The 13710-nt window shown below is 69.3% G+C and carries 13 protein-coding genes; 4 read left to right on the top strand and 9 right to left on the bottom strand.

The window, feature by feature from the left end:
• Positions 1–21: 21 nt before the first annotated feature.
• Positions 22–450 carry a protein-tyrosine phosphatase family protein gene (locus A37U_RS0101470; RefSeq protein ID WP_020494826.1) on the bottom strand — a complete coding sequence of 143 codons (429 nt, stop codon included), beginning with the start codon at positions 448–450 and terminating at the stop codon, positions 22–24.
• 69 nt (positions 451–519) lie between these two features.
• Entirely contained in the window at positions 520–1110 is a 591-nt protein-coding gene (locus tag A37U_RS0101465) for a TetR/AcrR family transcriptional regulator (protein ID WP_020494825.1), read from the bottom strand.
• 77 nt (positions 1111–1187) lie between these two features.
• Between A37U_RS0101465 and A37U_RS0101460 the strand changes: the two genes are divergently transcribed.
• Positions 1188–2051, top strand: coding sequence for an alpha/beta fold hydrolase (locus A37U_RS0101460; RefSeq protein ID WP_020494824.1), 864 nt, complete (start codon positions 1188–1190; stop codon positions 2049–2051).
• Here the strand turns inward: A37U_RS0101460 and A37U_RS0101455 are convergent.
• From A37U_RS0101455 to pdhA, 4 genes are read right to left on the bottom strand one after another with little or no spacing between them, the layout of a single operon-like run.
• Positions 2038–3006 carry an NADPH:quinone oxidoreductase family protein gene (locus A37U_RS0101455; protein WP_020494823.1) on the bottom strand — a complete coding sequence of 323 codons (969 nt, stop codon included), beginning with the start codon at positions 3004–3006 and terminating at the stop codon, positions 2038–2040. The two genes, A37U_RS0101460 and A37U_RS0101455, sit on opposite strands and share 14 nt — an antisense overlap.
• 56 nt (positions 3007–3062) lie before the next feature.
• Positions 3063–4217, bottom strand: coding sequence for a dihydrolipoamide acetyltransferase family protein (locus tag A37U_RS0101450; RefSeq protein ID WP_020494822.1), 1155 nt, complete (start codon positions 4215–4217; stop codon positions 3063–3065).
• Complete coding sequence (locus A37U_RS0101445; protein ID WP_020494821.1) at positions 4214–5200, bottom strand: alpha-ketoacid dehydrogenase subunit beta; 987 nt, start codon at positions 5198–5200, stop codon at positions 4214–4216. Before A37U_RS0101445 ends, A37U_RS0101450 begins: the two co-directional genes overlap by 4 nt.
• A complete protein-coding gene (gene pdhA / locus A37U_RS0101440; protein WP_020494820.1) occupies positions 5197–6261 on the bottom strand; it encodes a pyruvate dehydrogenase (acetyl-transferring) E1 component subunit alpha in 1065 nt (354 codons plus the stop codon). The genes A37U_RS0101445 and pdhA overlap by 4 nt, the downstream gene beginning before the upstream one ends.
• 115 nt (positions 6262–6376) lie before the next feature.
• Between pdhA and A37U_RS0101435 the strand changes: the two genes are divergently transcribed.
• Positions 6377–6859, top strand: a complete 483-nt coding sequence (locus A37U_RS0101435; RefSeq protein WP_020494819.1) for an Lrp/AsnC family transcriptional regulator — start codon at positions 6377–6379, stop codon at positions 6857–6859.
• A gap of 8 nt (positions 6860–6867) precedes the next feature.
• Here the strand turns inward: A37U_RS0101435 and A37U_RS0101430 are convergent, their stop codons facing one another.
• Positions 6868–8925, bottom strand: coding sequence for an MDR family MFS transporter (locus A37U_RS0101430; protein WP_020494818.1), 2058 nt, complete (start codon positions 8923–8925; stop codon positions 6868–6870).
• 83 nt (positions 8926–9008) lie between these two features.
• Positions 9009–9677, bottom strand: a complete 669-nt coding sequence (locus A37U_RS48020; protein WP_020494817.1) for a TetR/AcrR family transcriptional regulator — start codon at positions 9675–9677, stop codon at positions 9009–9011.
• A gap of 86 nt (positions 9678–9763) precedes the next feature.
• Between A37U_RS48020 and A37U_RS0101420 the strand changes: the two genes are divergently transcribed.
• Positions 9764–11566 carry a hydroxysqualene dehydroxylase gene (locus A37U_RS0101420; RefSeq protein ID WP_040586568.1) on the top strand — a complete coding sequence of 601 codons (1803 nt, stop codon included), beginning with the start codon at positions 9764–9766 and terminating at the stop codon, positions 11564–11566.
• A gap of 25 nt (positions 11567–11591) precedes the next feature.
• Here the strand turns inward: A37U_RS0101420 and ilvA are convergent, their stop codons facing one another.
• Positions 11592–12872 carry a threonine ammonia-lyase IlvA gene (ilvA, locus tag A37U_RS0101415; protein ID WP_020494815.1) on the bottom strand — a complete coding sequence of 427 codons (1281 nt, stop codon included), beginning with the start codon at positions 12870–12872 and terminating at the stop codon, positions 11592–11594.
• Positions 12873–13008: 136 nt separating this feature from the next.
• Here ilvA and A37U_RS0101410 point away from each other — a divergent pair, with 136 nt between their 5' ends.
• Positions 13009–13656: a TetR/AcrR family transcriptional regulator gene (locus tag A37U_RS0101410; RefSeq protein WP_020494814.1), complete on the top strand. Its 648-nt coding sequence runs from the start codon at positions 13009–13011 to the stop codon at positions 13654–13656.
• The last annotated feature ends 54 nt before the right edge of the window (positions 13657–13710 follow it).

Here is a 13710-nt window from a genome sequence, read left to right as displayed (position 1 = left end):
GGGCACTGACAATTCCGGGTCTCAGCGGAACCTGCGGATGAACCGGCGCTGCCACGGGGTTTCCACGGCACGCGGAGCGTAGTGTTCCCGGATGTAGCCGACCGCCTCCGTACCGGGAATCCCGTCGAGCACGGCAAGGCAGGCGAGCGCGGTTCCGGTGCGCCCGAGACCGCCACCGCACGCCAGCTCCACTCGTTCGGTCTCCGCGCGCTCGAGCGCTTCGGCCAGGGCGGCACGTGCGGCGGGCCGGTCGGCGGGCAGGCGGAAATCCGGCCAGCGGACCCATCGGGATTCCCACTCGACCTCGGGCGGGGTGCGACCGAGCAGATAGAGCGCGAAGGTGGGCCGCTGTCCTTCGGGGAGCCCGTTACGCAGGCCGCGGCCGCGGAGCAGCCGCCCGGAAGGCAGCCGGAGAAGGCCGGGTGTCGTGGGATCCCATGGTGTGTTCACCGTGCACAGCCTAGGGATCCGGGCACAACGGGGTGCCGCCTTTCGCGGGTGGTGAACACGGGGTGTGGATCAGGCCGATCGCTCGATCGCGGTGCGGGCGAGGGCGACCATGGAGCGCCCGGCCGTATGGATCGGCTCCGGGGCCCGTGCGGCACGGCTCAGCAGGAACGCGCCCTCCAGGAGCATGATCATCGACTGGGTCAGTTCGCGGGCCGTTGCCGGATCGTCGACCCAGCGGGAGAACCACCGGGTGCCCGCTTCGACCCAGTCCGCGAACACCTCGGCGGTGGCGATGCGCAGTGTCTCGTTGGTACTCGCTACTTCGAGGGCCATGGTCGCGATCGGGCAGGCGTCCGCATAATCGGTGGCCGCGAGGGTGGCCGCGGCGGCCTCGAAGGCTTCGCCCAGTGCTTCGAGGGGATCCGTGGCGTCCTCGATCAGGCTCAGCACCAGGCGCATGTACTCCGGACCGGTCGTGCGGATCGTGTCCTCGGCGAGCTGTTCCTTGCCGCCGGGGAAGAAGTGGTAGATCGAGCCGAAGGGCGCCCCGGACTCCGCGGCGATCGATTTCAGCCCTGTTCCCGGGAAACCGTTGCGGCGGAACAACATCGCGGCCGCCTCCCGAATCCTGGTCCGGGTGTCCGGCTGCGCCGTGCCCATCTGGTACTCCTCTCGCCTTCCGGATCCGCGGTGCTGCTGCTAGTCTACATTAGAACGATCTATCAAGAGGAGGTGTCATGCCTCGAATCGAACTTTCGGCGGGACCGATCGACTATCTCGACACCGGGGGTGAGGGGCCCGTTCTCGTGCTGACCCACGGGCTGCCGATGAACGAGACGCAGTGGCGCAAGGTCGTGCCGCTGCTGCACGGCTACCGCTGTGTGCTCCCGACGCTCCCGCTCGGCGGGCACCGGACCCCGATGCATGCCGATGCCGACCTGACCCAGCAGGGGCTCGCGCGTCTGCTCGCGGAGTTCCTGGAACGGCTCGACCTGCGGGACGTGACCGTGGTGATGAACGACTGGGGCGGCCCGCAGTTCCTGGTCGCCGAGGGGTGCACCGAACGGGTGGCCAGACTGGTGTTCGTGGCCTGCGAGGCGTTCGACAATTTCCCGCCCGGTTCGGCCAAGGGACTCGCGCGGCTGCTGCGGATTCCCGGTGGCACGAAGCTCGCCGTGTGGCTGTTCGGCAGGAAGTGGTTCCGGCAGAGCCGCCAGGCCTACGGTGCCCTGAGCCTGCGTGGAGTGCCCGACGAGGTCATGCGGGACTGGTTCGAACCGCTGACCAGTGACGCGAACGTGCTGCGGGACTTCGTCAAGTTCGCCACCTCCGCGCCGAAACGGGCCCGGCTGCTGGAACTGAGCGAGCGGCTGCGGGAGTTCGACCGGCCGGTGCTGGTGGTGTGGGCGGACAGGGACAAGCTGATGCCCCGCGCGCACGGGCGCAGGCTCGCCGCACTGTTCCCCGACTCCCGTCTGGTCGAGATCGCGAGTTCGGGCACCCTCATCCCGGAGGACCAGCCGGAGCGGCTCACCGAGGTGCTCACCGGCTTCCTCGCCGAGACCGGTGCGGTCCCCGCCGATGGCGTCACCGGACGGTGAGCACGAACTTGCCGGTCGCGGCGCGGTTCTCCAGGGCGGCGAGCGCTTCGGCGGCGTGTTCGAGTGGCCGGCACACCGGCTCCGGGGCGCTCAGTTCGCCGGAGGCGAGCAATGGTCCCAGTTCGGCCCACTGTTCGGCCAGGTAACCGGGATTGCCGAGCACCCATTCGCCCCAGCCGACGCCGATCACGGCCGCGTTCTTGAGCAACAGCCGGTTCACCTTCACGGTGGGGATCTCTCCGCCGGTGAAGCCCAGCACCAGTACCCGGCCCGCCCGGGACAGGGAGCGCACGCTGTCGGTGAACCGGTCCCCGCCGACCGGGTCCACGACGATGTCCACGCCGCGGCCGCCGGTGAGTTCCCTGACCTGGTCGAGCCAGCCCTCGGTGAGCACGGTGTCGGTGGCTCCGGCGGCACGGGCCACGGCGGCCTTCTCCTCGGTGCTCACCACGGCGATGGTGCGGCCCGCGCCGAGCGCCCCGGCGAGCCGGAGGGTGGATGTGCCGATACCGCCCGCGGCGCCGTGCACCAGCACGGTCTCGCCCTCGGCGATGCGGCCGCGCTCGCGCAGCGCGAAGTGCACGGTGAGGTCGTTGAACGGCAGCCCGGCCGCGGCCCGCAGGGATACATTGTCCGGCAACCGGAACACCGTCTGCGGGGGCAGCACCGCGACCTCGGCCATCGCGTTGCCGAGCATGATCAGCCCGGCGACCCGATCACCTTCGGTGAACCCGCTGTCCGCGGGCGCTGAGCGCACCACCCCGGCGAGTTCCGCACCGAGCACGAACGGCGGATCCGGTTTCATCTGGTAGAGCCCGCGGGTCAGCAGCACATCGGGGAAGGCGACCCCGGCCGCGTGCACCTCGATGACCACACCGTTCGGTTCGGGCTCGGGGATCTCGTCCAGCCGGACCGAACCGGGCCCGTCCAGTTCGACGACTCGTACCGCGCGCATCACCGCATCACACCCCGTTCATGATCGACAACGGGGTCAGTCTATCGGTGATCCGGTCACAGGCTGGCCAACGCGGCCACGGGGGACTCCACGGCGTCGGCGATGAACCGGAGGAATCCGGCCGCGGTCTCTCCGTCGCAGACCCGGTGGTCGAACACCAGGGACAACTGGGTGATCCGGCGCGCGGTCACCTCGCCGTCCACGATCCACGGGCGGTCCAGGATGCGCCCGATCCCGAGGATGGCGGCCTCGGGATGGTTGATGATGGCGGCGCTGCCGTCGACGCCGAACCGGCCGTAGTTGTTGACGGTGAACGAACCCGTGCCGCGCACCGATCCGGACCTGGCCGCCGCGACGACCTCCCGGATGGCGGTGTCGAGCTCGCGCGCGTTGCGGGTGTGTGCCGCGGTGACGGCGGGGACAAGCAGTCCGTGCTCGGTCTGGGTGGCGATACCGAGATTGACCCCGTCGAGGTGCACGATCTCGCCTGCCCGCTCGTCGACGCGGGCGTTGAGGGCCGGACAGCGGGCGAGCCCGGCGACGGCGAACCGGGCCAGAAAGGCCAGCAGTCCCGGCCCGTCCAGCTCGGCGCGCAGGGCGAGCAGTGCCGTGGCGTCCACGTCCACCCAGACGGTCGCCTCGGGGATCTCCGTACGGCTGCGGGAAAGCGCCTCGGCGATCGCTTTCCTGGTGCCGGTCAGCGGAATCCGCTCGCGGACACCGAGACCGGTGCGCGCGTCCGTCGTACCGCTCTGCCGCGGTTCGATCGCGGCCTCGACATCGGCGCGGGTGATCAGCCCGTCGGCGCCCGTGCCACGGATCCGGTCCAGCGGGACACCGGCCTCGCGGGCGAGTTTGCGCACCACCGGGGAGACCACGGCCGGACGGCGGTGCCCGCGGTGGCCGGGTTCGGATTCCGCCGTGGTGCCGTAGCCGATGAGCACATTCCCCGAACCGCCACGGGATTCCTCCTCGTCGGTCACCGAGATCAGCGGTTCGCCGACCTTGAGCACCGCGCCCTCGGCCCCGTGCAGCGTCTCGATCACCCCGCCGTAGGGGGAGGGGACCTCGACGGCGGCCTTCGCGGTCTCGACCTCAGCGACCGGAGAGTCCACGCTGATCCGTTCGCCCGGCTCGACCAGCCAACGGATCAGCTGGGCCTCGGTCAGTCCTTCGCCGAGATCGGGAAGGACGAAGGTCTGAGAACTCATGCGTGCTCCCATTGCAGTTCGTCCACGGCATCGAGGATGCGGTCGATGGAGGGCAGGTGATGGCGTTCGAGTTTCGGCGGTGGGTATGGGATGTCGAAACCGGTGACCCGGCGCACCGGGGCCTCGAGGTGGTGGAAGCAGCGCTCGCCGATGAGGGCGGCGAGTTCCGCGGCCACCGAGGCGAAACCGGGCGTCTCGGCGATCACCACCGCCCGCCCGCTCGCCCGTACCGCTTCGGCGATCGTCTGCTCGTCCAGTGGGACGAGGGAACGCAGATCGAGCACGCCCAGCTCGCGTCCCTCCGCCGCCGCCTGTTCGGCGGCGGCGAGTGCGACCGGGACCGAGGGGCCGTAGGTGATCAGGGTGGCATCGCGGCCCGCGCGGCGCAGCTCCGCGGTGCCGATCGGCGCGACCGGTTCCCGGATATCGGCCTCCTCGCTGGCGAAATAGCGCTTCTTGGGTTCCAGGAAGATCACCGGGTCCGGGTACTCGATGGCCGCGCGCAGCAGGCCGTAGGCGTCCGCGCTGGTGGCCGGAGCGAGCACGGTCAGGCCCGGGGTGTGCGCGTAGTAGGACTCGGAGGAATCGCAATGGTGCTCGACCCCACCGATCCCGCCCGCATAGGGCACCCGGACCACCACGGGAAGGTGCAGTGCCCCGCGGGTGCGGTTGCGCATCTTCGCGAGGTGGCTGGTGATCTGTTCGAACGCCGGATAGGCGAAGGCGTCGAACTGCATCTCCACCACCGGGTGCATGCCGTTCATGGCAAGCCCGATCGCCATGCCGAGGATCCCGGACTCGGCCAGTGGGGTGTCGAAACACCGTGCCGCGCCGAAGGAATCGGTCAGGCCCTCGGTCACCCGGAACACCCCGCCGAGCGGCCCGACGTCCTCACCGAACACGAGCACCGAGTCGTCGGCGCGCATCGCATCCCGCAGCGCGGTGTTGATCGCCGCGGCCATTGTCAGCTTCTCGGCGCTCATCGGGTACCCGCCCCGGCGCGCAGTTCGGTGTCCAGCAGCGCGGCCTGGGTGGCCAGCCGCTGCGTCGGCGTGCCGTACACCTCGGCGAACAACGCCCCCGGTCGCGGTGCGGCCATCGCGGAAACTCCTTGACGCACAAGGGAAGCGAACTCCTCGGCGGCTTCCTCGAGCTCGGTTTCCCGTGCCGCGCCGAGCAGTCCGGTGCCACGCAGGTACGCGCGCAGGCGGGGGAGCGGATCGCGTTCGGTCCACTCCGCCACCTCCAGCTCACTGCGATAGCGGCCCGCATCGTCGGCATTGGTGTGTGCTTCGAGGCGGTAGGTGTCCGCCTCGACGAGGGTGGGGCCGGCTCCGCTCGCTGCCCTGGCCACAGCCTCGTCGAGGACCGCGGTCACCGCGGCCGGATCGTTGCCGTCCACAAGGACCGCGGGCATGCCGTAGCCGATTCCCTTGTCCGCCAAGGATTCCGCAGCGGTCTGCCGGGAAAGTGGCACCGAGATCGCGTATTTGTTGTTCTGCACGAGGAAAACCACGGGCGAGGTGAACACGGCGGCGAAGTTCAGCGCCTCGTGGAAATCGCCCTCGCTGGTCGCCCCGTCCCCGCACAGCGCGAGCACCACGGTGTCCTCGCCGCGCAGCCGGGCCGCGTGGCCGACCCCGACCGCGTGCGGCAGCTGGGTCGCCAACGGGGTGGCCTGCGGGGCGATCCGGTGGGCGAGCGGGTCGTAGCCACAGTGCCAGTCGCCGGTGAGCAGAGTGAGCGCCTCGACCGGCGGAACCCCGCGCTGCACCACCGCCACGGTGTCCCGGTAGGTGGGGAACAGCCAGTCACCGCCGCGCAGCGCCGCGGCCGCACCGATCTGGCAGGCCTCCTGGCCGCGCGAGGACGGGTACACCGCGAGCCTTCCCTGCCGCACCAGGCTGTTCGCCTGTTCGTTGAACCTGCGGCCGAGCACCAGGCCGCGATACAGCTCGAGCAGGCGCTCCGGTTCGGGAAGGGCATAGCGCTCGTGTTCGAGCACGGTGCCATCGGTATCGAGCAACCGCACGATCTCGGTCATGCACACCTCCGGACAAGACGGAACGGCGCAATTGTGTGTCGAGCGGCGAATGACCGGCTAGAATTTGACATGATTACGATATGAATGGCCGACTACAACACTCTCGGAGAGTCATATGTCCAGTGAGGAACCGATCGAGGCGCGCGTCGCTGGACGAATGGCGCCCGCGCTGGACGAGATCGATGAGCACATCCTGCGCGAGCTGAGCCAGGACGGCCGGCTCTCGGTCCGGGTACTCGCCGAGCGGATCACCATCTCCCGGGCGGCGGCCTACAACCGGATCGAGCGGCTGAAGAAGACCGGGGTGCTCACCGGGTTCACCGCGACCGTGGATCCCGCCCGCTGCGGCCTGTCCACCTCGGCCTATGTGACGCTGACCGTGCGGCAGAACAACTGGCGTGATCTCACCGAGCATCTGCGCCGGTTGCCGGAGGTCAAGCACATGGCGCTGGTCGGCGGGGAGTTCGACGTGGTACTCCTGGTGCGCACCACATCCAATGAGCACCTGCGCCACCTGGTGCTCGACAAGCTTCAGGAGATCCCCGGCGTGCTGGGCACCACGACCCTGCTCATCTTCGACGATCTCGCGAACGCCTGAGCCCGCGGTCAGACCAGCGCGTGCTTCCCGTACGGGCGCTCGTCGGTCGCCTGGTCGAGGATCCGGTTGGCGACCCTGCCGAGCGCCTCGTAGAGCTCCTCCCGGCCTTCGATGCCCCAGCCCTCGGTTCCCCAGTCGTGCAACCGATCGGTGAGCCACTCCTGCCAGGTGTGCAGCAGTTTCCGCAGTTCGACCAGACCCGGTTCGGTGACCGTCCACACCGGACCGATCGCACGCAGATAGCCGGTTTCCTCCAGCTTGGCGAAGGCGGGCTCGAACACCTCGGGCGGAATCCCGAAATCGGCTCCGAGCACGGCGAGCGAGGTCGGCTTCTCCCGCCGCTCCCGCAGCCGCACCTGGGCGAGGCACCAGAGCCCGCCCTGATCGAGCACACAGCCCGAGCGCTCGGTGATCGTGGTGGCGATCTCTTTGCCCTCCTTGGCGAGCAGCCGGCCGACCGCCCGTTCCAGGTCCTGCTCGCGATCGCTCGGCTCGGGCATCGCGAACCCATCGCCGAGATCGGGCGCACCGGCCCGCGCCGTATCGCGCAGCGGTACCTGTTTGAGGAACAGTGCGAGCACCAGAGCGAGCAGCCCGACCGGTGCGGCGTAGAGGAAGACCGTGTGCAGCGAGTCGCTGTAGGCCTGGATGTACGGCGCGGCAACGGATTCCGGTAACCGGTGCAGCGCGGTGGGCACCTGGACCGCGTGCGGATCGAGACCACGGGGCAGCGGATGCTCACTGCCCGCCCGGGCCATGTTGGGGGCCAGCTGGTTGGCGTAGATGGTGCCGAACACCGCCGCGCCGAAGGAAGTACCCATCGAACGCAGGAAGGTGACCCCGGAGGTCGCGACCCCCAGATCGCGGTATTCGGCGGTGTTCTGCACGACGATGACGAGCACCTGCATGCTCAGCCCGATCCCGAGGCCGAGCACCACAAGGTAGGCCGACATCTCCCAGAACCCGCTCGCCGGGGTCATCGTGGACAGCAGATACAGGCCGAAAGTCAGCCCGATCCCGCCGAGGATGGGGAAACTCTTGTAGTGCCCGGTCTTGCCGACCAGATTGCCCGCGATCACCCCGGCCACGAGCAGCGCGAGCACCATGGGCAGCATCCGCACCCCGGAATCGGTCGCCGAGATGCCGTGCACGTACTGCAGATAGGTCGGCAGATAGGACAGTGCGCCGAGCATCGCGAAACCGACGACGAAACTGAGCGCGCTCGCCACGGTGAACACCGGATTGCGGAACAGCCGCAGCGGCAGGGTCGGTTCCTTCGCCCGGCGTTCGGCGAACACGAACAGCATGAGCAACAGCACCGAACCGGCCGCCATGCCGATGATCACCGGTGAGTCCCAGGCATACTGGGTACCTCCCCAGCTGGTGACCAGGGTCAGCCCGGTCGCGGCGAGCCCGATGAGCAGGATGCCCAGATAGTCGATCGCCGCCTTGATCTTGGTGGTGACACTGGGCATGGCGCTCGCGGTCACGATCAGCACGAGCACCGCGACGGGCACGTTCACGTAGAACGCCCACCGCCAGGACAACTGATCCACGAACACCCCGCCGAGCATCGGCCCGAGCACGGTCACCACGCCGAACACCGAGCCGAGCACGCCCTGGTACTTGCCGCGTTCGCGCAGCGGCACCACATCGGCGACCAGTGCCGTCGCGGTGACCATCAGCCCACCGGCGCCGAGACCCTGGACCGCGCGCGCCGCGATCAGCCACACCATGCTGTCGGCGAAGCCGCAGAAGAACGAGCCGCCGGTGAACACGATCACCGCGAGCTGGAACATCAGCTTGCGCCCGAACAGATCGCCGAGTTTGCCGACGATCGCGGTCATGATCGTCTCGGCGAGCAGATACGAGGTGATCACCCAGGACAGGTGCCCGCCGCCGCCGAGGTCGCCGACGATGGTGGGCAGGGCGGTGCCCACGATGGTCTGGTCGAGGGCGGCGAGCAGCATGCCGAGCGCGACGGCCGTGAACACGGCGTTGATCCGGTTGCGGCTCAGTCCGGGAGCCGCGGCCTGTTCTGCGGTGGCGTCGACGCTCGCGGTCATCCGTTCCCCTCGGCCTGCGGGCGGCCGCTGCGAGCCGCCGTGACTGGCTGGCTACTGTACGCGATTCGCCATAGGGGTGCGAGTCACCCGGCCGCGCCGGCGTCCACCCGGTCCAGCATCGCGTGGGCGAGCGTGGTGCAGTGCTCGATGAGCTCCTCGATGGGCAGATCCAGCTGGTCGTCCTGCTTCTCCACGAGCACTCGCTCCAGCATGCCGACCACGGCGTGGGCGAACAGTTCGATAGGGATGGGCGAGCGGTTCCCGGATCTGGTCGCGCGTGCGGTGTCGGCGACGAGCCCGGCGAAGCGGCGCAGCGAAGCACGCATGTGCGCCTCGGCCTCGGGGCCCGCGCAGGCCGGTTCGGCGAACACGATCCGCAGGGTGCGCCGGTCCGCGTCGAGGGCGCGCAGGAAGGTCGCGATGCCCGCGCGCAGCTGCTGTTCGCGCCCCGCGGGTGCGGCGGCGACCTGTTCGGCGACGGCGGCGAACAGGTCGCCGATGATCGTGTCGAACACGGTGAGGAACAGTTCCCGCGTACCGCGGAAGGATTCGTAGAAGTAGCGGTCGGTCAGCCCGGCCGCGCGGCAGATGTCCTTCACCCCGGTGGCCAGATAGCCGCTGGTGCCGAACAGTGCGGTGCCCGCGCCGATGATCCGGGCTCGCCGGGCGGCGACCCGTTCGCGCGCCCCGACTCCGCCGTAGGGGCGCACCGGGCGCCGGGATGTGCCGCTCACCGTGGCTCCCTCGCTCATCGGGGTCAGATTCGTTGCCACCGTACGGGATTTCTGTGAAGATGACGATCGCGATAGTCAGATTTGACCACGATGAGGTGATCGTGATGACCGAGCTGCACCGGAACGCGGGACTGAGCAGGCGCACACTCCTGCGCGGGGCCGCCGCCGCGGGAATCGCGGGTATGGCGGGAGCGGCGGTGAATTCCGCGACCGCATCGGCCGCCACCGGAACCGGGCGCCGGGTCGCGGTGCTCGGTTCCGGGATCGGTGGGCTGACCGCGGCACAGGAACTGGCCGAGCGCGGATTTTCGGTCACCGTGTACGAACGCAAGGCCCTCGGCGGGAAGTCCCGCACCATCCCGGTTCCCGGTAGTGCCAGTGGGGGACGCCTGCCGCTTCCCGGTGAGCACGGTGCGCGCGGATTCACCTCGTTCTACCAGCACATCCACGATTCGATGCGGCGGATTCCGGTGCCGGGCAAGCAGAACGGGGTCTACGACAACCTGATTCCGTTCTCCTTCGGGGATGTGCGCTATGCCAGGGCGAACGGACGCGCCGACGGGAATCCACTGCTGTTCGGTTTCTACTTCGATCCGCGCGAGGCACTCACCCCGGAAGGGCTCAGGAGCATCCTCATCGAGGGGATCCTTAAGCAGCACGAGGTTTCGCTCCCGGACGCCGAATACCTCGTGGAACGATTCCTCGTGTTCTTCACCAGCAGCGAGCAGCGCCGCTTCGGCCAGTGGGAGAACACGAGCTGGTGGGATTTCGTCGGCGCGCGCAGCCGTTCGGCCGAGTACCAGAACCTGGCCGCGACCGGGCTGACCCGGGCACTGGTCGCGGCGAAGGAACGCGTGGCGAGCACCCGCACGATCGGGAACATGGCCGAACAGTTCCTGCTCGCGGTTCTGCGCGAGGTCGGTGGCGGGCCGAAGGTCTACGAGGTGCTCAACGGGCCGACCAACGAGGCGTGGCTGGATCCGTGGGTGGCGCACCTGCGTGGGCTGGGGGTGCGGTTCCGGGTCGGGGACACCGTCGAAGGACTCACCCTCGAGGGCGGGCGGATCACCGGTGCCCGGGCCAGGGACGCGAACGGCACGCACACCATCGAGGCCGACTGGTTCGTCTGCGCCGTCCCCACCGACCGGGCACGGGGACTGTGGTCCCCGCAGATTCGCAGCGCCGCTCCCGGGCTGGCGAACATGGACCGGCTGACCATGGACTGGATGAACGGCATCCAGTTCTTCGTGGACGAGGACACCCCGCTGGGCAACGGGTTCAACATCTACCTGGACGCGCCGTGGCGGCTGACCTCGTACACCCAGGATTCCTTCTGGCACACCGATTACCGGCACAAGTACGGGGACGGGGCGAGCGTGAACGGGCTGACGATCGACATCGCGGACTGGGACACCCCGGGCATCCTGTTCGGCAAACCCGCGAAACGGTGCAGTCGCGAGCAGATCTACCACGAGGTGTGGGCCCAGCTGCAGGCCGCGCTCGACGACAGGGGAGCGGGGCAACTGCCCGATGGCATCGTGCGCGCCTGGCAGCTGGATCCCGCGATCAGCTGGTCGGCCGCGGCCGGGCAGAACACCAATGACGAGCAGCTACTGGTCAACGGAATCGGTTCGTGGCGCAACCGGCCGAGCGCGGATACCGGTATTCCCAACCTGTTCCTGGCCGCGGACTATGTGCGCACCGATTTCGACCTGGCCACCATGGAGGGCGCCAATGAGGCCGCACGGCACGCGGTCAACGCGCTGCTCGAGGAGGCGGGATCGGCCGCGGGGCGGGTGCCGGTGTTCACCCGCTATCAGCCGCCGGAATTCGACGGGCTGAAGAAGATCGACGCGCAGCGCCACCGTGCAGGGCAGCCGAACCTGTTCGACCATCCACGCCCGTGAACCGCCCGGCCCAGAGCAGAACCCCTCAGAGCAGGAACCGGAACAGGCCGGATTCCGGGTCCACCCGCTGAATGCGCATCGGGCTCTCGTCCATCCTGGACTGCAGCGCGGGCAGGTCCTCGCGGCTGCCGAGTTCGATGCCGACCAGTGCGGGGCCGGTCTCCCGGTTGTTGCGCTTGATGTACTCGAACAGCGTGATGTCGTCGTCCGGCCCGAGCACCCGGTCCACGAACAGCCGTAGCATGCCCGGTTCCTGCGGGAATTCTACGAGGAAGTAGTGCTTGAGCCCCTCGTGCACGAGTGAGCGTTCGAGGATCTCGCTGTACCGGCTGACGTCGTTGTTCCCGCCGGAGAGCACGCACACCGTGACCGCTCCCGGTTCGGCGGGAACCAGGGTGGCCGCGGTGCTGGCCAGCGCGCCCGCGGGTTCGGCGATGATGCCGTCGGTCTGATAGAGGTCGAGCATCTCCACGCAGACGGCGCCCGCTTCGACCCGGGTGATCCCGGCGCCACTGTCCCGCACGATCGGGAAGGTGTGCGCGCCGACCTTGCGCACCGCGGCCCCGTCGACGAAAGGATCGACGGTCTCCAGTGCGACCGGTGCACCGGCGTCGAGCGCGGCAGTCATGCTCGCGGCCCCGGCCGGTTCCACGCCGAGCAGGCCGACCCCGGGGTGATGTTCGGTGAGCCAGGCCGACATTCCGGCGAGCAGCCCGCCACCGCCGACCGGGACCAGGATCCGGTCCGGCACCCGGCCGAGCTGTTCGAGGATCTCCCCGGCGACGGTGCCCTGGCCGGCGATGGTGCGCGGATCGTCGAAGGCGGGCACCACGGTGGCGCCGGTCTTCTCGGCGTGGGCGAACGCGGCGGACTGGGCGTCGTCGTAGGCATCGCCCTGGACGATCACCTCGATCCACTTCCCGCCGATGGCCGCGATGCGCACCCGCTTCTGCCTCGGGGTGGTGCGCGGCAGGTACACCCGGCCGCGGATGCCGAGGCTGGCGCAGGCGAAGGCGACACCCTGGGCGTGGTTTCCGGCGCTCGCGCACACCACGCCCACCGCCGCGGCCTCCGGGCCCAGCTGGGCGATCAGGTTGTAGGCGCCGCGGATCTTGTAGGACCGCACCGACTGCAGATCCTCGCGCTTGAGCCAGACCTCGCCGCCGGTGGCCGCGGAGAGCCGCTCATTGCGGATCAACGGAGTGCGCGACAGCACCCCGTCGAGGCGCGCGCGTGCCCGCTCCACCTCGGCGGCCCCGACCGTTGCCGTACCGGTCTGCGAAGTTCCTGCTGAGGGCGCCATCATGCTCATTTCCGCGAAGCTGTGGGACAACCGCGAGGTTAGCACCGGTGGGTGCGCGGTCTGCCAACAGGTGTGATCATCGATAAGGAAGGTGATAGCTTCTAACCGGATCTCGGGCTCGACCAGGGAAGGAGCGCCGATGACCGAGGCGCAGCGGCGCAGCCCGCGGGATCGCTACCGGGCACAGGTGCGCGCGGAGATCAAGCAGCACGCCTGGGAACAGATCGCCACGCAGGGCGTGCCCGCGCTCTCGCTCAACGCGATCGCCAAGCAGCTGGGCATGAGCGGTCCCGCGCTGTACCGGTACTTTGCCAATCGCGACGAGTTGATCACCGCGCTCATCCGGGACGCCTATCGCGGCTTCGCCGACACCGTGCGCGCGGCCTTCGACGCGGGCGCGGACCTCGCGGGTCTGGCGCATGCGATCCGGGACTGGGCCCGTGCCGATCCGCAGCGGTACTTCCTCATCTACGGCACCCCCGTGCCCGGGTACCACGCGCCTGAGGACATCACCGCGATCGCGGACGAGGTCATGGTGGTGCTGCTGGCGGCATCCGAGGCGCCGGTGACCGGGAAACCGGCGACGCCGTTCGACGACCGGTTCGCGAACCGTCGCACCCGGACGGATGGTTCCCCGGTGCCGGGCGCGGTCCTGCGGCACGCCGTGTCCTTCTGGACCCGCCTGCACGGCGTGCTCTCGCTCGAACTCGCCGGCCACTTCACCGGGATGGAGTTCGATCCGGAACTGCTGCTGGACGCGGAGCTGCACGAGCTCGGCACGTCCTGATCGGCCCCGGCGGCTGTCGTTTCCGGTCCCCGGCGAACTAGGCTCGCCGGGGCG

This window comes from Sciscionella marina DSM 45152 (assembly GCF_000379465.1).
Classification (GTDB): Bacteria; Actinomycetota; Actinomycetes; order Mycobacteriales; family Pseudonocardiaceae; genus Sciscionella; species Sciscionella marina.
This window is presented reverse-complemented; position numbering and strand designations above follow the sequence as displayed.

Coding starts and splice junctions, on each gene's coding strand:
- A37U_RS0101465 (WP_020494825.1), bottom strand. CDS start 1,110: ATGGGCACGGCGCAGCCGGACACCCGGACCAGGATTCGGGAGGCGGCC.
- A37U_RS0101460 (WP_020494824.1), top strand. CDS start 1,188: ATGCCTCGAATCGAACTTTCGGCGGGACCGATCGACTATCTCGACACC.
- A37U_RS0101455 (WP_020494823.1), bottom strand. CDS start 3,006: ATGCGCGCGGTACGAGTCGTCGAACTGGACGGGCCCGGTTCGGTCCGG.
- A37U_RS0101450 (WP_020494822.1), bottom strand. CDS start 4,217: ATGAGTTCTCAGACCTTCGTCCTTCCCGATCTCGGCGAAGGACTGACC.
- A37U_RS0101445 (WP_020494821.1), bottom strand. CDS start 5,200: ATGAGCGCCGAGAAGCTGACAATGGCCGCGGCGATCAACACCGCGCTG.
- pdhA (WP_020494820.1), bottom strand. CDS start 6,261: ATGACCGAGATCGTGCGGTTGCTCGATACCGATGGCACCGTGCTCGAA.
- A37U_RS0101435 (WP_020494819.1), top strand. CDS start 6,377: ATGTCCAGTGAGGAACCGATCGAGGCGCGCGTCGCTGGACGAATGGCG.
- A37U_RS0101430 (WP_020494818.1), bottom strand. CDS start 8,925: ATGACCGCGAGCGTCGACGCCACCGCAGAACAGGCCGCGGCTCCCGGA.
- A37U_RS48020 (WP_020494817.1), bottom strand. CDS start 9,677: ATGAGCGAGGGAGCCACGGTGAGCGGCACATCCCGGCGCCCGGTGCGC.
- A37U_RS0101420 (WP_040586568.1), top strand. CDS start 9,764: ATGACCGAGCTGCACCGGAACGCGGGACTGAGCAGGCGCACACTCCTG.
- ilvA (WP_020494815.1), bottom strand. CDS start 12,872: ATGATGGCGCCCTCAGCAGGAACTTCGCAGACCGGTACGGCAACGGTC.
- A37U_RS0101410 (WP_020494814.1), top strand. CDS start 13,009: ATGACCGAGGCGCAGCGGCGCAGCCCGCGGGATCGCTACCGGGCACAG.